Below are 21,455 nucleotides of genomic sequence, written 5' to 3'. Positions count from 1 at the left end.
TTGCGCAGCTGCTGATAGCCATAGGTCGTGTGCATCCGCATTTCCTCAGCTTCATCCGCAGTCAACTGCGTTGGCTTATACAGGATCAACGGATCGATTTTCGTATTTCCGATATCGTGCAGCAATCCGGCAAATGCCACCTGCATCCAGTCTTTCTGGGGCAACCCATGCCATTGCGCCAGCAAATAGGACGTGATAGAGCAGAGAATGGCGTTATGGTACATATAATCGTATTCGTTCATATTGCGCGGCATAAACGTCAGCACATTGTAATGCTTCAACTGGCGGACGAGCACCTCCAATTGATTGCGGAGCTCGTAAATCGGCAGCTCTGCAGCCAACACGGATTGAAACGCGCTTTTCGTTAAATGCAGCATCCGGTCGTATTCAAGGTGCAACGAAGTTAATGGACTAATCGCCGCCCCCGCTGCTCCTGCCGAAGCTAACTTGGTAGATTCATGAACCTCTGTCGCCTTTCGCTCAGGAACCACAAAGTCTTCCACTTCAATCTGACGGATCATAAAGGCGCGCAGGATATCCAAATCTCTCGGAAGCAAAACCTTGCCCTTCTGCAGCAAAAGACCGCCCAATGGACTATATACGTGATTCATCAACTTAACTCCCGGTTTGACATCCTCGATTGAGATACTAACCATCCTTTATTCTCTCCTTAGGGTAAGACTAGGATTCCAAGTCACTACAAACCCAATATTTTCTAGGTATAAAGAACTATTGAGCACTAATCTTATTATAGTACGCTGCTAAAATAGCAAGCAATCTTTCTTTTTCGTAGGAAAAGAACGCCACAAGAGCCTCCGAAACTAGACAGCCAAAAACGTGCTTAACTCCAAAAAAAAACGAGCCTTAGACTCGATTTCTAAGGCTCGCTTGCTCCCGAGGTTGGGCCGTCATTTACGACTTCCCAACCTAGTTAGATTTTCAAACACGCGACTATTGCTGCGGTCTCGAAACAGGGGAATCATTATTCTTCGTTAGGATCTTGCCCAGGTTCCGAACCATGGCCTTCAACCGCTTGCCCTTGGTCCTGGGAGGACTCAGCTTCTCCCTCTTGGTCTTCTTCCTCACTCTTGTCCGTGCGGCAAACCGTCGCTACGGTATCGTCTTCGCGGATGTTGATCAGCTTCACGCCTTGCGTGTTCCGGCCCATGGTGGAGATCCCCTCCATGCTCGTTCGGATCAGCGTACCGCTCGCGGTAATGATCATCAGGTCCTCTTCATCCTTAACGACCTTGAGTCCGACAACCGTACCGTTCTTCTCCGTGACATTGATCGTTTTGATCCCCTTACCGCCGCGGCTTTGCGTGCGATATTCGGAGATCGGCGTCCGCTTGCCGTAACCATTCGCGGTTACGATCAAGACATCCTGCCCCGGAACCACAACGTCCATGCCGATGACAGAGTCGCCTTCATCCAGCGTGATCCCTTTAACACCGGTAGCTGCCCGGCCCATAGAGCGTACATCGCTTTCTGGGAACCGGATCGACATGCCTTGTGCTGTACCCATGATCACTTCTTCATTGCCATCGGTCAGCTTCACGTCGATTAACGTATCGTCTTCGCGCAGGTTGACGGCAATCAATCCGCCCTTGCGAATGTTGATATAGTCTTCGATTGGCGTCTTCTTGACGATCCCTTGCTTCGTAGCAAAGAACAAATACTTGTTATCGTCAAAACGCTCGACCTCGATAACCGCATTGACCGTCTCGCCCTGCTCAATCTGAATCAGGTTAATAATTGGCGTCCCCCGAGCCGTACGTCCCAGCTCTGGAATCTCGTACGCTTTGAGGCGATACGCCTTGCCGCGATCGGTAAAGAACATCAGATAATGATGGGAGTTCGTCACGAACAGATGCTCCACGAAATCATTATCCTTGGTGTCCATCCCGACAACGCCGCGCCCGCCGCGCTTCTGGCTGCGGTACGTTGTCACCGGCAACCGCTTGATGTAGCCGGTATGCGTAATCGTGATGACCACTTCCTCTTGAGGAATCAAATCCTCGTCGAGGATGCTTTCTTCACCGATCGTAATTTCCGTACGGCGTTCATCCGCGTATCTCTCACGGATTTCCTGCAGCTCTTCACCGATAATTTTCAGCACGAGCTGTTCATTGGCCAGAATCTCACGATATTCAGCGATCTTCTGGAGCAATTCGTTATATTCGTCTTCGATCTTCTCGCGCTCCAATCCGGTCAACCGGCGGAGTCTCATATCGAGAATCGCTTGTGCTTGTTCAGGGCTCAGACCAAAACGGGTCATCAAGCCTTCACGGGCTTCTTCATCCGAATTTGATCCCCGGATCAAAGCGATAACTTCATCAATGTGATCCAAGGCGATCCGCAAACCTTCCAGGATATGCGCCCGGGCTTCGGCTTTCTTCAAATCAAATTCGGTGCGCCGGCGAACAACTTCAACCTGATGCTGTAGATAATGACTCAAGACATCTTTCAGCGTCAGAATCTTCGGTTCATTGTTTACGATCGCCAGCATATTAATGCCAAAAGTGCTTTGCAGCGCCGTATGCTTATACAGGTTATTCAGCACGACGTTCGGATTGACGTCCCGCCGAAGCTCGATAACCACGCGCATGCCGGTGCGATCCGACTCGTCGCGCAAGTCGGTAATCCCGTCAATTTTCTTCTCACGTACCAGTTCGGCGATTTTTTCAACCAGACGGGCCTTGTTGACCTGATAAGGAAGCTCCTCCACGACGATCCGTGCTTTGTTGTTGTGCTCCTCAATCGTGGTCTTCGCCCGCATCGTAATCGAGCCGCGTCCCGTCGTATACGCCTGGCGGATCCCCGAACGGCCCAAGATATAAGCAGCCGTAGGAAAATCCGGGCCTTTGATATAATCCATCAATTCCAGCGAACTGATCTCCGGATTCTTGATTAACGCCTGAACCCCGTCAATGACTTCCCCTAAGTTATGCGGAGGGATATTCGTCGCCATCCCAACTGCGATCCCCGACACCCCATTGACCAGCAGGTTCGGAAAGCGGGAAGGCAGCACGACCGGTTCCTGCTCCTCGCCGTCGTAGTTCGGCATGAAATCAATTGTTTCTTTGTTGATGTCACGCAGCATTTCCATGGCGATTTTGGATAAACGCGCTTCCGTATACCGCATCGCCGCGGCCATATCCCCGTCGACGGAACCAAAGTTGCCATGGCCTTCGACAAGCATATATCTCATCGAGAAATCCTGCGCCATCCGCACCATCGTCTCGTAAACGGCGGAATCACCGTGAGGATGATATTTACCGATGACTTCACCGACGATTCTCGCTGACTTCTTAAATGGTTTGTCCGGATGCATTCCTAAATCCGACATCGCATAGAGAATGCGACGATGCACCGGCTTCAAACCATCCCGCACATCCGGCAACGCACGGCTGACAATAATGCTCATGGCATAGTCCATAAAGGACTCGCGCATTTCCACATTAATGTCCCGATCTATGATTTGAGAGAATTTTTCTTCCGCCATGCTGGACCTCCTTCATAATCTATCCACGTGCCTTCGTATGGGAAAAAGCCCGAAAAACCGCCACTTTCATTATATTACTTTCACAAATCAAGCTCAATTAAACGTGACCGGCCTTGTAACACGATCCATATAGACAGCAAAAAATTAGGGATGTGTCCACTCCCATCGAATCGAACGTTCATACACTACGGATATAGGCATTTTCTTTGAATCGCTGAAAAAGCTTATAAAATCCCCATATCTTATAATTATACCATTGTTTTTCTCTTCTGTCCTATGTTTTTCGCATATCGCATAGATGACAACGGGCCGGTTCCGGTCCGAAAGAAAGGAAGGATAAACGATTTGACGATCCAACGTATTGCAAGCAAGTGGGAGAAAACGAAAGTGATCTACCAGAAGGAATCCCTTCGTCCCTACATTCCGGATACGCGAAAATATTCCTTTGAGCATCTTCGGGATATGCTGGAGGAATACGACTATGTCTTCGTCAAACCGGATCACGGCACCTATGGCATCGGCGTGATGAGCATTGAGAAATGGACGGATGACCTTAGCCCAGGCAGCCCGCTTCAGTATAAGCTCAGGTACGGAATTGAATACGAGCTGTACCCGACGATAGAGGAGCTTCACGACGCACTTGTCGCCAAGATGGGGTCTAAACCTTATCTGATCCAAAAAGGCATCCGTCTGCTCACCTACCGCCGCCGCAGGTTCGATATCCGCGCCCTCGTCCAGCAAACCCCGCGTAAGTCCTGGGAGACGACTGGATTTATCGGACGGATTGCTGCACAGCAGAAGGTCATCACCAACTATCACGGCGGCGGCAGCGTCATGCTCATTGAGGACCTGCTTAGCTCCTATATGACCCCCAAAGAGTTTGCCGAGAAGTACAAGGAAATGAAATCCATCGGCGTCCAGGCAGCCATCCAACTGGCTCGGAAATTTCCGCAGCTCAAGGAAATCGGGTTGGACATCGCCATCGACGAACAGTACCAAATCTGGATTTTGGAAATCAATACGAAGCCAGCTCTCTTCCCCTTCAAAATACTTCATCCCAAAGAGGTTTACCAAAAGATCCGGCGCTACGCTATCGCTTACGGCCGATTGAAGGCCAAATCCGCCAAAGCGAAATAGGAAAAAGGCTGTTCCCATCCTTCCGGATGCAAGTCCGGATCGTATAGAACAGCCTTATCTATTGGCTCCCGATATCGCTTAGATATCGAGATTCTTAACGTATTTCGCATGCTCGTGAATGAATTCGCGCCGCGGTTCGACGTTATCACCCATCAGTGTATCAAAGATCGCATCCGCCTGGATGGCGTCAGAGATCGAGACTTGCTGCATCACACGGCTCTCCGGATCCATTGTGGTTTCCCAGAGCTGTTCGGCGTTCATCTCGCCTAGACCTTTGTACCGCTGCACGTTCACTTTAGCGCCCTCGCCAAATTCAGCGATGATTTGATCACGTTCTTTCTCGGAGTTGGCGTAACGAACGACTTTGTTGCGTTCGATTTTGAACAGCGGCGGCTGCGCGATGTAAACATAGCCTGCTTCAATGATTTTGCGCATGTACCGGAAGAAGAAGGTTAAGAGCAATGTACGGATATGCGCCCCGTCGACGTCAGCATCCGTCATGATGATAATTTTATGGTACCGCGCCTTCGAAATATCAAAATCTTCACCAATTCCGGTGCCAAGTGCCGTGATGATCGCCCGAATCTCCGCATTGCCGAGGATGCGGTCAAGCCGTGCTTTCTCGACGTTCAGGATCTTCCCACGCAGCGGCAAGATCGCCTGGAAGTGACGATCCCGTCCTTGCTTTGCCGACCCGCCCGCCGAGTCCCCTTCGACGATATACAGTTCGCTGATCGAGGCGTCCTTCGAAGAGCAGTCCGCCAGCTTGCCCGGCAGGGCGCTGACTTCCAGTGCGCTCTTGCGCCGCGTCAGTTCGCGCGCTTTCCGAGCAGCTTCCCGCGCCCGCGAAGCTTGAAGCGATTTCTCCAGAATGCGCCGGGACACGGACGGATTCTCGTCCATGAACTCCTGCAGCTTCTCGGCAAAGAGCGATTCCACGATACCGCGGACTTCACTGTTGCCCAGTTTGGTTTTCGTTTGACCCTCAAACTGAGGCTCCGGAATTTTGACGGAAATAATCGCTGTTAACCCTTCGCGCACATCATCCCCGGTCAGGTTCGAATCGTTCTCCTTAATCATGCCGGTCTTGCGGGCATAATCGTTAATGATCCGCGTCAATGCACTCTTGAAGCCAGACTCATGCGTCCCGCCCTCGTGAGTATGAATGTTGTTTGCGAAAGAATAAATATTTTCCGTATAGCCATCGTTATACTGCAGCGAGATTTCCACCTGGATCATATCCCGCTGACCTTCAACGTAAATCGGCTCCTCATGAAGCACTTCGCGGTTCTGATTCAGAAAGCGGACATACTCCATAATGCCGCCTTCGTAGTGGAACGACTCGCTTTGACCTGTCCGTTCGTCCGTCAGCGAAATGTTAATCCCTTTGTTCAAGAAAGCGAGTTCGCGAATCCGCGTCAACAGCGTATTATAATCAAAGACCGTGGTCTCTGTAAAAATTTCAGGATCCGGATAAAAAGTCGTTTTGGTCCCCGTTTCAGTCGTGTCACCGATCACCCGTACGTCGTATTGAGGTGTGCCACGGTGATACTCCTGCTGATAGATATGACCGTCGCGCTTGACCTCGACGATCACCTTCGTCGACAGGGCATTAACGACGGAGACACCTACACCATGCAAGCCCCCGGATACTTTATATCCGCCGCCGCCGAATTTCCCCCCGGCATGAAGCACAGTCATGACGACTTCCAGCGTCGACTTCTGCAGCTTCTCATTCATCCCAACCGGAATCCCCCGGCCGTTATCCTCAACCGTTACGCTGTTATCAGGATGAACCGTGACATCAATTTTATTCGCATAGCCGGCCAGCGCTTCGTCGATACTATTGTCTACGACTTCCCATACCAGGTGATGCAGGCCGCGTACGCTGGTCGACCCAATGTACATCCCCGGGCGTTTGCGCACCGCTTCCAAGCCTTCAAGCACCTGAATATTACTCTCGTCATATGTTTGTTCGTTCATTGACAATGCCTTCACCTACTTCTCTAGAATCAAATTCAAGGCTAAACCGTCAAAATCACGTTCGCTTTCTTCTTCAGCGTAGCGGAGGAGATCGGCGAGTAATAGATCTCGTTTTGGGTCACGACGATAGACTTCGCTTCCTCCTCGCCGATGCGCACCACGTTCTTGGTCTCCAGCGCATGGCTGAGGAATTGCTTGGATATTTTTGAAGACTTCTCGATCGTGATATCGAAAATTGCAATCAATTCCGAAGAGAGGATCACCTTTTCTCCGCCCAAATGTATATACATCCGTTTCCCTCCGTCCTTAACCTTGGACTTGTCCTTCCTGAACATGAAAAATGCTGGCGTCCTGTAATCGGCTTGCATTGATGCTCTCAATCCCTGTAGCCGTGATGAACGTCTGCACTTTACTCTGAAACGTTTCGATCAATTGGGTTTGGCGGTACGGATCCAACTCCGACAACACGTCATCCAGCAAGAGAATCGGGTATTCGCCGATTTCCTCATGAATGAGTTCAATTTCCGCCAGTTTTAACGATAATGCCGTCGTCCGCTGCTGGCCTTGGGACCCGTAGACTTGCGCTTCATTGCCGTTGATGATAAACGACAGATCATCGCGATGTGGTCCACACAGCGTCATGCCGCGGCGAATCTCCTGATCCTTCATTTGTGATAACTTTATCATAAATTGCTGCAATAGGACAGCTTCATCTTCTTCTTCGGCTGTGCCAAAAGAGGGGAGATAAGCCAATTTCAAGGTTTCACCGCCTCCGGTAATTCCCTCGTGAATCTGCTCTGCCCACTTTTGCAGTTTACTTATAAATTGTTTCCTTTTTTTAATAATTTTAACACCGTGTTGGACCAGCTGTTCGTTCCAAATCTCCAGCATGGTCTTGATTTCGGGACCGGCGCCCCAAGCCTGTTTAAGCAGATTATTGCGCTGAATCAGCACCTTCTGATATTGCTGCAAATGATACAGATAGCTCGGCTGTACCTGCCCGATCTCCATGTCAAGAAACCGGCGCCGTACCCCAGGAGTTCCCTTGACAATTTCCAAATCCTCGGGAGCAAACATCACGACATTCATCGCCCCGATAAAATCACTCAGCTTCCTCTGTTCCAGGCCATTGAGCTTCGCCTTCTTGCCTTGCGGCGATAAACGAAGCTCAAGTTGGACTGGGCCGTACTTCTTCTCCACCTCCGCGGACACCAGCGCATGGTCGCTGCCAAACGCGATCAGCTCCTTGTCTTTGCCGGTCCGGTGCGACTTTGTCAGCGCAAGGACGAACAACGCCTCTAGCAGGTTCGTTTTCCCTTGGGCATTCCGTCCGATGATCAGGTTCACGGCGCCGAAGGCGTCCAGCGTAAGGGTACCGTAATTCCGGTAGTTTTGCAGCGATAAACGATTTACAAACACGTTCTAAGCCCCCTCATTCTCCGCCAGTCCCCGGCCGTTTGGCCACAGGCAGGCCACTTCAGGGAGCCTGTTCTCCCGCCACCTGAAAAGAGCCGCAACCTTCCACCTCAACGCTATCGCCCGGATACAGCTTCCGGCCCCGCCGCTCTTCCGGTTTGCCATTCACCTTCACGGCACCTTCCTGGAGGATCGCCTTGGCCATTCCTCCGGTTGGCACGCAATCCGCCAGCTTCAGGAAAGAATCTAATTTAATATATTCGCTCGAGATGGGAATTATTTTCATGAGGAATCGGTTTCCTTTCTGTTGGTATCGCCAAAATGCTTCCGCTAGAAACATGCTTTGGACGCCAATGATCTAGTTCGTTGTCCGGTATGGCAGAATCAGATAAAGGCTCTGGCTGTCGTCCACCGGCTTAATGATGATAGGGCTCATCGCGCCTGTAAACCCGATGTGCAGCTGCTCGCTTTCCACGACCTTCAGAACGTCCAGCATATATTTCGAGTTAAAGGAAATGCGCAGCGGATCCCCCGAAAAATGAGCCACATCCAACTGCTCCGTAACCTTACCCAACTCCGAGGAGCTAGAGGAAATTTCAATGGTTCCGTCTTCCATCGTTTGCAGGCGGACGATATTCGTTTTCTCCTCGCGAGACAGCAAATAAGCGCGGTCGATCGAATCGCTTAACTTCTTCGTATCCAAGATGAGTTCTGTTTTATACGTAGTCGGAATAATCTTGGAAGTATCCGGATAAGTTCCGTCGAGAATGCGGGTATAGAACAACACGCGATCGATTTTGAATAACACCTGGTTGTCGGCAACGACGATTTCAACGCGCGTATTTTGATCCGGGATAATTTTGCTCAGCTCATTGAGCGTTTTGCCGGCAATGACGATGTTGCTGAACCGTACGCCCTCCGCGTCATCCAGACCGGCAATGCGGCTGGCCAGGCGGTGGCGGTCCGTCGCTACGAATTTGAACTGGTTATCTGCCAGGTTCCAGAGCACTCCGGTCAAGATCGGCGAAGTTTCGTTCGTCGAAATGGAAAATACCGTTTGCCGAATCATGTTCTTCAACAAATCGCCGGGAATCGAAATGACCTGATTTTCTTCGATGCTAGGCAGTACAGGGAATTCCTCCGGATCCAGACCTACCATTTGGATATCGGTGGATCCGGAACGGATGAAGGTTTGGAATCCGTCCTGCACTTCCATTTCGATTTCGGAGGAAGGCAGCTTCTTGATGATCTCGACAAAGAACTTCGCAGGCAGCACAACGCTCCCCGGACGCTCTACTTGTACGATTTGCTTCTCTTGATCCTCCGCCGGAATAAAGGCCTGAATCGAAATGTCCGTATCGCTGGCCGTCAGGGTCATCCCTTGAAAGTTCACATCTAGCTTGATCCCGGTCAAAATCGGAATCGTTGTCCGGCTCGAAATCGCCTTGGATACGTGTTGGATCGATTCATTGAGATCATGCTTCAAAATACGGATTTTCATAAATTCAACTCCTAAAAGTGTTATGAAGCATAAAGCTTCTAAGGGCATACTTCACATTGAACACTGCCTCGAAAGGGAACAGTCATATTCTTCGCCTCCGAAGCATAACCTTGAGGTATGTACGGTTTTGAGGCGGTTCATGCAGCCATCCTTATGATCTTCTTCGTTGAACTGGACAAGCGCAGCGTTGCAGCGACTGGCTGAAGCGAGCGGCTTGCCGCTACTTATGAAGATGTTTATATCTTTATAGATTAGAAGAAGTAGTAGGGGCACTGAATATGTGGATAACAACCGAAAAAATATGAAATGAAGCCTATCCACATGTGCATATCATGTGCATAGGCTTATCCCTTATTCAGGTAGCACTTTTTATTTTTTCGGTTATGTTGTTGATGATTTTATATAGCTCCTGATCCGTTTTGAGCTGCTGGGTGATTTTCTCATGCGCATGGATGACTGTCGTATGGTCCCTTCCGCCAAACGCATCGCCGATCTTCGGCAGCGAGAAATCGGTGAGCTCCCGGGCCAAATACATGGCGATTTGCCGCGGAAACGCGATCGCTTTGGTTCTTTTGCGCGCCTTGAAGTCGTCCAGCTTCAAATTGTAATACTCGCCAACCTTCTGTTGAATGTCCTGAATCGTGATCATCTTCGGACGACTGGATGGGATAATGTCCTTGAGCGCTTCGGCGGCCAAATGAGTCGTAATGTCCTGATTGATCAAGGAAGAGTAGGCGACGACGCGGATCAGTGCACCTTCCAGCTCGCGGATGTTCGTATCGATCTGATTGGCGATGTACATCATCGCTTCGTTTGGGATATCGAGGTTTTCCGCTTTAGCTTTCTTCCGCAAAATTGCGATCCGGGTCTCCAGGTCCGGCGGCTGGATATCGGTGATCAGTCCCCATTCAAACCGGGAGCGGAGCCGTTCTTCCAGCGTCGGAATCTCCTTTGGCGGACGGTCGCTGGAAATAATGATTTGCTTGCGTTCTTCATGCAGCGCGTTAAACGTATGGAAGAACTCCTCCTGGGTTGATTCCTTGCCGGCCAGAAATTGAATGTCGTCGATCAGCAAAATGTCGATATTGCGGTATTTGTTACGGAAGCTTTCCGCGCGGTTGTCCCGGATGGAATTGATGAATTCGTTCGTGAATTTCTCGGAGGAAATGTACACGACTTTACTGCTGGGGCTGTGCTCCAAAATGTAATGGCCAATCGCATGCATCAGATGCGTCTTGCCAAGTCCCACGCCGCCGTAAAGGAACAGCGGATTGTACGCCCGCGCCGGTGCCTCGGCGACCGCCAGCGACGCGGCATGAGCAAACCGGTTGCCGGAGCCAATAACGAAGGTGTCGAACGTATACTTCGGGTTAAGCATATGGGAAACGCTTTCCTCGCTTGGGACGGGAGCGGGGGGTTCCTTGTAAACCTGAGCTTGCTCGGGGGGAGCCGACTCTTCGATCACGAACGAGACGTCCACCTGCTTGCCGATCACCTCAAAAACCGTCGTCGCCACCAGTTTGGTGTAGCGGCTTTCGAGCCATTCTACAGCGAACGTGGTCGGAGCGGAAATCACAATCGACTGATCGGTTAAGGAGACTACCTTCGTCGCCTTAAACCAGGTGTCAAAGCTCGGTTTGCTTAATTTCGTATTAATAATAGATAAAATATGTTGCCATATTTCCGAAGTATGGCTGTCCACAGACTGTCACTCCTTTTAAATCTTCCAATTGTGGCTTAAGCCATGCAGAAAGAAGTCGAAATAAACATAAATAAAGGGGAATTTTATCCCCAATGTTCAGTAAAGTATCATCATTATAAAATAAATTATCTTCGAATTGTTCACAATGTTATCCACAACCTGTTAATAAATCAGCGGATAAACAGAGATATTCACAACGAAAACAATATAATCATAGCAAAAGAAGGCTTGTTTTTCAATGAGCTCTCGGCTTTTATCCACAAATTCAATAACTTGTGCATAATTCTCATTCACACCACTACATATTGTTTATAAATTGTTTAAAATTCGACAGACAGCTGCAAAATCTCATAAAAAATATTCACAACTTATTCTGATCTCTCATCAATCTTCGAGTTTCGGCTGTGAATAATTCAACCGTCCGGGATAGAGAGCAAGCTTTGCTTATTATATAGAAAATAAAAATCCGACCGCCCCATAGGGACGGTCGGATTCGTTTTATATGGATGTAAGAGCGTCTTACTGCTCAGATTGTTGTTGTTGCTGGAACTTGGCAATCGCCTCGTAATCTTCCTCCAGCTTCCGCGAGATGCGGATGTAGATCGGCAGCAGCTGCTTATAAATCGCCGCATGCTCCGGAATGGGCGAGTGTTCGTGGGTGCCGCCAACCATTTCCTTGACGACTTCGAAGGAATCAATCTCTCCCAAAGCATACAGACCAAGTACCACGGCCCCTAAGCAGGAGCTCTCAAAGCTCTCCGGAATGACGACTTGTTGGTCGAAGATATCAGCCATCATTTGCCGCCATAACGGGGAGCGGGCGAAGCCGCCCGTGGCCTGAATTTTCTGCGGGCGCCCGATCTGTTCCTCCATCGCCAGGAGCACCGTGTACAGGTTGTAAATGACACCTTCCAGCACGGCACGAATCATGTGCTCCTTCTGATGATGCAGCGTCAGCCCGAAGAAGGAGCCGCGCGCGTGGGGATTCCAGAGGGGCGCTCGTTCACCGGCCAGGTAGGGGTGGAAGAGCAGGCCGTCCGCGCCGGGAGCGACGCGCTCGCCAATTTTGGTCAGCACGTCGTACGGGCTGATCCCCAGCCGTTTCGCCGTTTCGACCTCGGAAGCGGCGAATTCGTCCCGCACCCAGCGGAAGATGACACCGCCGTTGTTGACCGGCCCCCCGATCACCCAGTGCTTATCCGTCAGCGCGTAGCAGAAGATCCGGCCTTTGGGATCGGTTCTCGGCCGGTCGACCACGGTGCGGATTGCACCGCTGGTGCCGATCGTGACGGCGACAACGCCGGGGTCGATGGCATCGACCCCGAGATTGGACAAGACGCCGTCACTGGCGCCAATGACGAAGCGGGTGGAGGGAGCGAGTCCCATGGCACTGGCGTAGTCTGGCGCCAGGCCTTGCAGGACGTGCGTCGTCGGCACGAGCTTGGACAGATGCTCCGGCGTAATGCCGGCGATCCTCAGCGCTTCTTCATCCCAATCTAAGCGTTCGAGGTTCAGAAGTCCGGTGGCCGACGCAATCGAATAATCGACGACGTACTCCCCAAACAGCTTAAGGAAGACATATTCCTTAATCGAGACGAATTTGCGGACTTGTGCAAAAATGTCAGCCTTCTCATGGCGCAGCCAGAGCAGCTTGGTCAGCGGAGACATCGGATGAACTGGCGTGCCGGTGCGCAGGTAAATCTCGTGTCCGCCCAGCTCCTTCTTCAGCTTCTCCGACCAATCCGCACTGCGGTTGTCCGCCCAGGTGAGACAGCGCATCAGCGGTTTGCCCTCGCCATCCAGCGGGATGACGCTGTGCATTGCGGAGCTGAAGGAGACGAAGCCGATTTGATCCGGAGCGATGCCGCCTGTTTTCATCACTTTTCCCACCGCGGCGATCACTGCAGCAAAAATCTCTTCCGGATCCTGCTCCGCCACGGCAGCGGAAGGGGTATACAGCGGATACTCCTCATTGGCCGTAGCGATGACTTGGCCGTTGCGTTCATACAATACCGCCTTCGTGCTGGTTGTTCCGATATCGAGGCCGATCATATGTGTTACGGTACCCATAACCTACCTTCTCTCTACTTCAAAATTTCGTATTTCCATTGTAATGAGGTTTACCTTAGAAAATAAAGCTCAACACGAGGATCAACAACAATCCCACGACGGACAGAAGCGTTTCCATCACGGTCCACGACTTTAAGGTTTGCGGCACCGACATATTAAAGAATTCCTTCACCATCCAGAAGCCGGCATCGTTAACGTGGGAAAGCACAATCGACCCGGCGCCGGTGGCAAGCACGGCCAATTCGACGTTGGCCCCAGGGGTCATGGCCAATACAGGAGCTACGATGCCGGCTGCCGTCGTCATCGCGACCGTTGCCGAACCGGTAGCTACACGGATCAAGGCCGCCACGAACCAAGAGAAGAGAATCAGGTTCACGTTCGCGCCGGTGGCGATTTCCGCGATGGCTTCGCCGACGCCGCTGTTGATCAGCACCTGCTTAAACGCACCGCCGGCACCGATAATCAACACGATCCCGGCGATCGGCGCCAGGCATTCGCTTGTGAATTTGGAGATATCCTGCTTGCTGAATCCGCGGCTGTAGCCCAGCGAGAAGAAGGAGAACACGACGGCGATCAGCAGCGCCATAATCTCGTGTCCGATAAACTCACAGAACAGCGTGATCGGACGAGTGGCTTCTGGATCGAGGATATCGGCAATGGAACCAATCAGCATGAGAATGACCGGCAGCAAAATCGTAAACAGCGTGATACCGAATCCCGGCAGCTTGCGATTCCCTTTGACGGCAAATTGCTCCGCCAGCTCGGCCGGAGGTTCCAGCACAATCCGCTTACCGATATATTTACCGAACAGAGGACCGGCTACGACCGCTACCGGCAAGCCGATCAGGATCGAATACAACAGAGTCTTGCCCAGATTTGCTCCATACGCGTCAATAGCGATCATCGGCGCCGGGTGCGGCGGGACGAGTCCGTGTACAGTGGACAAACCAGCTAAAATCGGGATACCGATTTGGAGCAGGGACATTTTTGTTTTCTTGGCAACTGTAAAAACAATCGGAATAAGCAGAATGACGCCAACTTCAAAAAATACCGGGATACCGACGATAAAACCAACGAGCATCATCGCCCAATGCACCCGCTTCTCGCCAAACCGATTCACCAGCGTTGTGGCAATGCGCTCCGCGCCGCCGGATTCGGCCATCATTTTCCCCAGCATCGTACCGAGACCAATGACGATCGCGATCGTGCCCAGCGTTCCGCCGAGACCGCTTGTGATGGAGCTGACGACGTCCAGCGGTTTCATTCCAGCCAGAAGTCCAAGCAGCAGCGCGGAGATCAGCAGCGTGACGAAGGGGTTCCATTTATATTTGGAGATCAACACGATTAAAAATACGATGGTGAGCAGCGTCCAAAAAAGAAGCGTTGCATTATGGCTCATACCAAACAGGGTATCCAAAGTGATTCCTCCTCTTTAGGGTCATCTTGATGTGTTCAGTTCAGCGCTTTCATAAATGATCATGCTGGAAATTGTTCTTATTATGATCAAAACCAACAGAATTTGATTATTGTATACTTGTCGACAATAAATCCGGTGCAAAGGGCCGATAGGCCACTTCTGTTAGTTATTGAGGAAGGCTCGTATGCAGCGTGCGGTGGGAGTCGGCGAAGTACTCTTCCACGTTCCGCGCGATAATCCCGGGGTCACGCGATTCCAAGCCTTGCAGCAGCTTGCGATGCTTGCCGATAACATAGTTAATTTTGTCATCGCTTTGCGACAACACCTCTCGCGTCGTAATCAGCATCACCGTCATAACAATATGGCGGATGCTGGTCCATAGATGCATGATGCGCGTATGGTTAGCTCCAGCAATAATTGTCTCGTGAAAACAGAGATCCTGGTAGGCAAATTCCGCGATATCCCGGTGTTTGCCGGCCAGTTCCATTTTATCGATGATTTGTGCGAGCGGGGCGAGCAGCGCTTCCGGATTCTCCGCCACCCGCTGCGAGGCGAAGCTTTCGATCAAATAACGAACATCGTACAATTCGTCGACGTCCTTCAGGCAAAGGCCATTCACCACCACCCCCATGCGTTGGAGGCTGATCAGCCCTTCACTAGAGAGCGTTTTCAGCGCTTCGCGAACCGGGGAACGGCTCGTGCCGAAATCCGCGGCAATGCGGTTCTCTGACAGAACGGTGCCCGGTTTGATCGTACCGTTAATGATCTGCAGGCGAAGCTCCGCTGCGATCGATTCGCCAAGCGAGCTGCCTTTTAACCAAGAAGAAGGGTATTGCATGCGATATTTCTCCTATCCAAGGGATATGATCCCGCTTAATGATCGTGAAGTTTTAAATACTTCGATCATAGCATGAAAATCGTAAAGATGGGGGAAACTCGCGCTAGGTTTCGGCAATTTTTCAGCAGTTATTTCGCTGATTCAACCGCGTGGCCGCCAAATTCGTTGCGCAGCGCTGCAACAACCTTGCCATGGAAAGTGTCCTCCTGGAGTGAACGGTATCGCATAAATAGCGACATGGCGATCACCGGCGCGTTCGCTTGCAAATCCAGCGCGGTCTCTACCGTCCATTTGCCTTCACCTGAGGAGTGCATCACGCCGCGAATGCCTTCCAGCTTCGGATCCTTGGCAAAAGCGTTCTGCGTCAGCTCCATCAACCAGCTGCGGATGACCGAACCGTTCGACCATACCCGGGCGACCTGCTCGAAATCGTAGTTGTACTGGCTCTTGTCAAGCAACTCGAAGCCTTCGGCGATTGCTTGCATCATGCCGTACTCGATCCCGTTATGGACCATTTTGAGGAAATGGCCGCTGCCGGACGGACCCGTATACAGATAACCGCCAGATACGGCGATATCCTGGAAGATGGGCTCAACCAGACGGAAGGCTTCTTCCTCGCCGCCAATCATAAAGCAGCCGCCTTGCTGCGCACCTTCCACACCGCCGGAAGTTCCGACATCCAGGAAGCGAATCCCATGCTCCGCCAGTTGCTGAGCGAGTTCCAGCGAATTTTTGTAATGGGAATTTCCTCCGTCGATAAGGACGTCGCCCGCTTCCAGCAACGGGGTTAGCTGATCGACAACCGATCGCAGCGGGGGACCGGCCGGAACCATGACCCAAACGACCCGCGGTGCTTCCAATGATTTGACGAGCTCCTTCAGGCTGGCGGCGGGAACCGCGCCTTTCTCCGCTGCGTTTGTTACGGATTGGGAATTCATATCGTAGGCGACCACGTCATGTCCATGCTCCAGCAGATTCAGAACGAGATGGAAGCCCATTTTTCCAAGCCCAACCATGCCTAATTTCATCTATAAAACACCTCGCTATCATTATTGTATACTTGTATACAACTTACAATTTGACTATACTCCGATTCGATTCGGCTGTAAACTACAAAAATGAAAGCGCTTTGGTGAAAAGATGTCCGATCAAGTTGAAACTACTTTTCCACATGTGCATAACTTCTATACGAAGTGATTCTCGGGCAAGCCTGTGGAAAACTGGGGACGTTGAGGTTCCAAAACGGAAGCTGTGGATTGTGTATAACGGAAAAGGAGAATGGAGGAAGGGGGAAGTTCGGTTGACTTTTCCCAGGCGGTATGGTTAAATGTATGAAGGCATTTTCTGTGGATATGAAAATGGGTAACATAAAGATAATGATGATATTCCTGTAAGGGGGTGCGATAGATGAAACCAACTTTCAAACCGAATGTGAGCAAACGTAAAAAAGTTCACGGTTTCCGTAAAAGAATGAGCACGAAAAACGGCCGCAAGGTTCTCGCTGCTCGTCGTCTCAAAGGCAGAAAAGTACTGAGTGCGTAAAGCGTGCGTAAGGACCACCGCGGTGGTCTTTTTTTTTTTATATTTCGATCTTTGTGCGATCGTTGCGGCGATGTTTGGTCTATACTATTTGTTAGAAAATCAGGTGATCGTAGAGCCGCAGCTGATTTTTTAACCACCTCTTAGTAGAAGTTTGAATCAAGGAGATAGCTCGTGCATAAACAACTTCGTTTGAGAAACCGCGCCGATTTTAACCGGATCTACCGGTTTGGCAAATCCTTTGCGAATCGCCAACTGGTGGTGTACTGGTCGAATAAACCGGAGATTGAACGTTTTCGGCTGGGGGTTTCGGCCAGTAAAAAAATCGGAAATGCCGTCGTTCGCAACCGGATGCGGCGGATGTTGAAGGAGATCGTCCGGCTGCATGAAGCGGAGATTCGCGACCATGTCGACCTGATCTTGATCGTGCGGAACGGGGCCGTCGGAATGGAATATAAGGACCTCGAAAAAAGCGTGCTCCATGTGCTGCGGAAAGCTTCGCTGCTGCGGGATTCCGGGCGTTAGGCAGGCTTGTTTCTTTGTCTCTTCAAATATGTTATGATTTACGGTGAATGGATAGGTTAAGAGAGGGGTTTTGAAGTGTCGCGATTGATGACTAACCGAAGAATATGGCTTCTTCTCCTTCTGGCGGCCGTGATGGTTGCGGTTCTCGCAGGCTGTGCGCCTCAGAATGCACATCAGGCAACCACGACGGCTGATATGAGGACAAACGGATCATGGTGGACCTCCAATGTGGTTTACTATTTCTCGCTCGCGTTGGATACGTTTGCAGAATGGTTTAACGGGGCTTATGGCATCGCGATTTTGATTATGGTGCTGATCGTGAGGACTTTGATTCTCCCGCTCACATTGAAGCAGGTAAAGAGCTCCAAGGCGATGCAGGCCATTCAGCCGCAGCTCCAGAAAATCCGGGAGCAATATAAGGATAATCCAGAGAAGCAGCAGCAGGAGACGATGAAGCTCTTTCAGGAACACAAGGTGAATCCGATGGCGGGTTGTTTCCCGCTGCTCATTCAAATGCCGGTGTTCATTGCGCTGTATAACTCGATTTATTACAACTCGGCGATCCGGGAGCATTCCTTCTTGTGGCTGCAGCTCGGGGAGCCTGACAAATTGTTCATCCTGCCGGCGATCGCTGCCATTACGACATTCATTCAAACGAAGATGATGTCGAGCATGAACCCGCAAGGGATGCAAGGCCCGATGGCGTTTATGATGTGGGTCTATCCGATTTTGATTTTTGTGATGGCGTACAATTTCGCCGCTGCGTTGCCGTTGTACTGGATCTTCAGTAACCTGTATACGATCGCGCAAAACTACTTTATCTACCGCAAGAAAGATCCAGCTTTGTCCGCAGCTGCCGCTACGGCAGGCGGAGGCAGCGGTTCTTCTTCCAGTTCAGGGAAGAAGCGGGGCGGCTCCAATCTAAAAGCCGGTCATCCCGGTAGAGGTGCCAAGGAGGCCAAAAAATCGAAATGAATAAAATTGTGACGTCGGGAAAAACCATTGAAGATGCTGTTAAACAAGGATTGGCCAAGCTCGGCACCACCGAGGATAAAGTCGCCGTGAACGTGTTAGAGCAGCCGTCAAAAGGATTCCTGGGGCTGATTGGGGTGAGGGAAGCGAAGGTTGAGCTGACTTTGCTTGAACCACCTACACCTGCACCTGAACCTGCATCAGTACCTTCCTCAAATAGGACCCCTTCGGTGCCTCACTCATCTGCTTCCGTGGTGGAGGAGAAGAGTGCGGGCGGCGAGAAGGATCCCTATGCGGAGGCGGCGTCATTCATTCGGGAGGTCGGGGAGAATATGGGCTTGGATGTCAAAGTCGAAGTCTCCCATAGCAAAGACCATACCGTGCTTAACATTTCGGGCCAGGATTTAGGTTTAATGATTGGGCGCAGAGGACAAACCCTCGACGCTCTGCAATATTTGGCGAATATCATCGCTAATCGTTATTCGGACAGCTTTATTCGTATCGTCCTCGATGCCGAGAACTTCCGGGAACGCCGGAAGAAAACGCTGGAGGACCTTGCCGTCAGATTGGCCGGACGGGTCGTTCGAACGCGTAAAGAGGTTACGCTCGAGCCGATGTCGCCGCAGGAGCGCAAAGTGATTCATTCCAAACTTCAGGATCACCCGGAGGTCAAAACTTATAGTAAAGGTGAAGAGCCCAACCGGAGGGTCGTTATTACTCTGAAGCACAGCAAATGAATGAGACGCAATGACGTTTGCTCGGCGTAAGCTGGGGGACGTCATTTTTTTATATTGGATTCGCCCCTCCCCAGGGGAGCCTCCCTTACCGGACTCAACCCTCCCCACCCCTCCCTTACCGTAAGGGAGGGCGCCCGAGGGCTTGCCGCCCTCTGGTCTCCCGCAAAGGAGAAGAACGTTGGAGGTAATGAGTCGCTCCTGCTCGCTGTCCCCTTCGGGGATGCGTTCTACGTTGGTGCAAGGAACGCTTTTCCCCCCTTCAGGTACGTCTTACTTGGGGAGCACCCGGGCTACCTGGAAAACCGTGCTGCTCATGACTACTGCTTTCGGCTCACCCGTGTGGCAGAGGCTGTGTGAGTCGCTTCTCGCCCCTTCGGGGCCCGCCTCTACTTTTAGATCTCCTCCAGTTTGAAGGCGAATGCTACGAAGGGGAGCGTGAAGAGACGCAGGCGGTTTAGGAGAGACTACGAGCAAGGAGGCGCTGTCTCCTGCGGAGATGTGCTCACGTTAGAGCAGAAATATGTGGGCGGGATGCTGGATGGTGAGTGAATTGGGAGCGGAATGGGGCGTATGAAGAAACGTAGTGGTCGCCTTTGCTATTGGATTGTAGCCTTGTAGGGTGTTCTCTATTCAGAACAATCCAATGGCAACCTCGATCGTAGGATCATACGACCAGCGGAGCTATGAAATTCACGAATAGTTTTGATATTTATCATGCGAGGTGAAACCAATGCTTAGTGATACAATTGCTGCGATATCGACGGCGGTGGGCGAAAGCGGCATCGCCGTGATCCGCGTCAGCGGGCCGGAGGCGATCTCCGAAGTGGGGCGGTTGTTCCGCTCCAAGACGGCGCTGCCGGAGGCGGAAAGCCATACGGTACACTATGGCTTTATCGTGGACCCGGCGACGGGCGAGAAGCTGGAAGAGGTGCTCGTCAGCGTCTTTCGCGCGCCGCGCTCCTTCACCACGGAAGACGTGGTGGAGATTAGTACGCACGGCGGGATCATCTCCGTCAAACGCGTGATGGACCTGCTGCTCCAGCAGCGCGGCATTCGCCTCGCCGAGCCGGGCGAGTTCACGAAACGCGCGTTCCTGAACGGGCGGATCGACCTGTCGCAGGCGGAGGCGGTCATTGACCTGATCCGCTCCAAGTCGGATCGGGCGTTCTCCGTGGCGCTAAAGCAGGTCGAAGGCCAGCTGTCGCGCCAAATCAGCAAGCTGCGTCACACGTTAATTGAGACGCTGGCGCATATTGAGGTGAATATCGATTATCCGGAGCATGATGTGGAATCGATGACGATGGCATTTATCAAGGAGAAGTGCGCGGAGGTGTCGGAAGGCATCGACGCGCTGCTGAAGACGGCGAATCAGGGCAAGATTCTACGCGAGGGGATTACGACGGCGATCGTTGGCCGCCCGAATGTCGGCAAATCCTCGCTGATGAACGCCCTGGCTCGCGAAAATAAAGCGATCGTCACCGACATCCCGGGCACAACCCGGGACGTGATCGAAGAATATGTGACGATCAATAATATCCCGCTGAAGCTGCTCGACACGGCGGGGATCCGCGAGACGATGGACGTCGTCGAGCAGATCGGCGTGGAGCGCTCCAAAGCGGCAGTGAGCGAAGCGGACCTGATTCTGCTCGTCCTCAACAGTGCCGAAGCGCTGCATGAGGACGAGATCGCCTTAATGGAGCAACTGAAGGGGCGGTCCACGATCGTGCTTTTAAATAAGATTGATTTACCGCAGCAGTTGGATCGGGAGGTGGTCCGGCGTTATTTTCCCGAGGAATCGATCGTCGAATTGTCGGTCAAAACGGAGGAAGGGCTGGATCATCTGGAGGACGCCATTGCCCGGATGTTCTTTGGCGGGGAGCTGGAGTCCAACGATCTGACGTATGTCAGCAACGTGCGGCATATCGCCTTGCTGAAGAAGGCCAAGCAGTCGCTGGCGGACGCTTATGAAGCGGCGGACAGCGGCATCCCGATCGATATTTTGCAGATCGATGTTCGGCTGGCTTGGGAGCAATTAGGTGAAGTGATTGGGGATTCGGCGCCGGATGCGTTGATTGATCAGATTTTTTCGCAATTTTGTTTGGGGAAATAAGGA

General features: G+C 51.6%; 18 protein-coding genes (1 of these 18 only partly in view). 6 read left to right on the top strand and 12 right to left on the bottom strand.

Features of this window, described 5'->3' with window-relative positions:
* Together U9M73_RS17875 and gyrA are read right to left on the bottom strand one after the other, a co-directional pair.
* A protein-coding gene (locus U9M73_RS17875) for an HD-GYP domain-containing protein (protein WP_323078381.1) crosses the window boundary here: on the bottom strand, positions 1–656 show its 5' portion. Its footprint begins 430 nt before the window's first position; 656 of the gene's 1,086 nt are visible here — the first part of the coding sequence; its start codon is at positions 654–656; its stop codon lies beyond the left edge, outside the window.
* A 326-nt stretch (positions 657–982) separates the two neighbouring features.
* Entirely contained in the window at positions 983–3,505 is a 2,523-nt protein-coding gene (gyrA, locus tag U9M73_RS17870; RefSeq protein ID WP_323078380.1) for a DNA gyrase subunit A, read from the bottom strand.
* A gap of 345 nt (positions 3,506–3,850) precedes the next feature.
* Here gyrA and U9M73_RS17865 point away from each other — a divergent pair, with 345 nt between their 5' ends.
* Positions 3,851–4,642: a YheC/YheD family protein gene (locus tag U9M73_RS17865; RefSeq protein ID WP_323078379.1), complete on the top strand. Its 792-nt coding sequence runs from the start codon at positions 3,851–3,853 to the stop codon at positions 4,640–4,642.
* Between the two features lie 78 nt (positions 4,643–4,720).
* On the opposite strand, the gene gyrB is transcribed toward U9M73_RS17865, so the two are convergent.
* The 10 genes from gyrB to gnd all read right to left on the bottom strand — a co-directional run bounded on the left by gyrB (position 4,721) and on the right by gnd (position 16,597).
* Entirely contained in the window at positions 4,721–6,625 is a 1,905-nt protein-coding gene (gyrB, locus tag U9M73_RS17860; protein ID WP_036644062.1) for a DNA topoisomerase (ATP-hydrolyzing) subunit B, read from the bottom strand.
* A 41-nt stretch (positions 6,626–6,666) separates the two neighbouring features.
* A complete protein-coding gene (remB, locus tag U9M73_RS17855; protein ID WP_009223332.1) occupies positions 6,667–6,915 on the bottom strand; it encodes an extracellular matrix regulator RemB in 249 nt (82 codons plus the stop codon).
* Positions 6,916–6,931: 16 nt separating this feature from the next.
* On the bottom strand, positions 6,932–8,044 hold the full coding sequence (recF, locus tag U9M73_RS17850; protein ID WP_009223333.1) for a DNA replication/repair protein RecF: 1,113 nt from the start codon (positions 8,042–8,044) through the stop codon (positions 6,932–6,934).
* A 58-nt stretch (positions 8,045–8,102) separates the two neighbouring features.
* Complete coding sequence (gene yaaA / locus U9M73_RS17845; protein WP_009223334.1) at positions 8,103–8,327, bottom strand: S4 domain-containing protein YaaA; 225 nt, start codon at positions 8,325–8,327, stop codon at positions 8,103–8,105.
* Between the two features lie 72 nt (positions 8,328–8,399).
* On the bottom strand, positions 8,400–9,542 hold the full coding sequence (gene dnaN / locus U9M73_RS17840) for a DNA polymerase III subunit beta (RefSeq protein ID WP_009223335.1): 1,143 nt from the start codon (positions 9,540–9,542) through the stop codon (positions 8,400–8,402).
* A 355-nt stretch (positions 9,543–9,897) separates the two neighbouring features.
* A complete protein-coding gene (gene dnaA, locus U9M73_RS17835; RefSeq protein WP_009223336.1) occupies positions 9,898–11,244 on the bottom strand; it encodes a chromosomal replication initiator protein DnaA in 1,347 nt (448 codons plus the stop codon).
* Positions 11,245–11,763: 519 nt separating this feature from the next.
* The gene (gene gntK / locus U9M73_RS17830; protein WP_323078371.1) at positions 11,764–13,314 is read right to left on the bottom strand and encodes a gluconokinase; all 1,551 of its coding nucleotides are present in this window, start codon (positions 13,312–13,314) and stop codon (positions 11,764–11,766) included.
* Positions 13,315–13,369: 55 nt separating this feature from the next.
* Positions 13,370–14,731: a GntP family permease gene (locus tag U9M73_RS17825; RefSeq protein ID WP_009223338.1), complete on the bottom strand. Its 1,362-nt coding sequence runs from the start codon at positions 14,729–14,731 to the stop codon at positions 13,370–13,372.
* 166 nt (positions 14,732–14,897) lie between these two features.
* Entirely contained in the window at positions 14,898–15,569 is a 672-nt protein-coding gene (locus U9M73_RS17820; protein ID WP_009223339.1) for a GntR family transcriptional regulator, read from the bottom strand.
* 128 nt (positions 15,570–15,697) lie between these two features.
* Positions 15,698–16,597 carry a phosphogluconate dehydrogenase (NAD(+)-dependent, decarboxylating) gene (gene gnd, locus U9M73_RS17815; RefSeq protein WP_009223340.1) on the bottom strand — a complete coding sequence of 300 codons (900 nt, stop codon included), beginning with the start codon at positions 16,595–16,597 and terminating at the stop codon, positions 15,698–15,700.
* Between the two features lie 379 nt (positions 16,598–16,976).
* On the opposite strand from gnd, the gene rpmH reads away from it, so the two are divergent.
* From rpmH to mnmE, 5 genes are all read left to right on the top strand, one after another.
* On the top strand, positions 16,977–17,111 hold the full coding sequence (gene rpmH, locus U9M73_RS17810; protein WP_009223341.1) for a 50S ribosomal protein L34: 135 nt from the start codon (positions 16,977–16,979) through the stop codon (positions 17,109–17,111).
* Positions 17,112–17,282: 171 nt separating this feature from the next.
* Complete coding sequence (rnpA, locus tag U9M73_RS17805; RefSeq protein ID WP_009223342.1) at positions 17,283–17,633, top strand: ribonuclease P protein component; 351 nt, start codon at positions 17,283–17,285, stop codon at positions 17,631–17,633.
* A gap of 75 nt (positions 17,634–17,708) precedes the next feature.
* A complete protein-coding gene (locus U9M73_RS17800; protein WP_036644066.1) occupies positions 17,709–18,608 on the top strand; it encodes a YidC/Oxa1 family membrane protein insertase in 900 nt (299 codons plus the stop codon).
* A complete protein-coding gene (gene jag, locus U9M73_RS17795) occupies positions 18,605–19,342 on the top strand; it encodes an RNA-binding cell elongation regulator Jag/EloR (protein ID WP_323078363.1) in 738 nt (245 codons plus the stop codon). Before U9M73_RS17800 ends, jag begins: the two co-directional genes overlap by 4 nt.
* A 730-nt stretch (positions 19,343–20,072) precedes the next feature.
* A complete protein-coding gene (gene mnmE / locus U9M73_RS17790; RefSeq protein ID WP_009223345.1) occupies positions 20,073–21,452 on the top strand; it encodes a tRNA uridine-5-carboxymethylaminomethyl(34) synthesis GTPase MnmE in 1,380 nt (459 codons plus the stop codon).
* Positions 21,453–21,455 lie beyond the last annotated feature (3 nt).

It is taken from the genome of Paenibacillus phoenicis (genome assembly GCF_034718895.1).
Lineage (GTDB): Bacteria > Bacillota > Bacilli > Paenibacillales > Paenibacillaceae > Fontibacillus > Fontibacillus phoenicis.
Note: the sequence above shows the minus strand (reverse complement) of the source record. Positions and strands in the feature narration are given on the sequence as shown.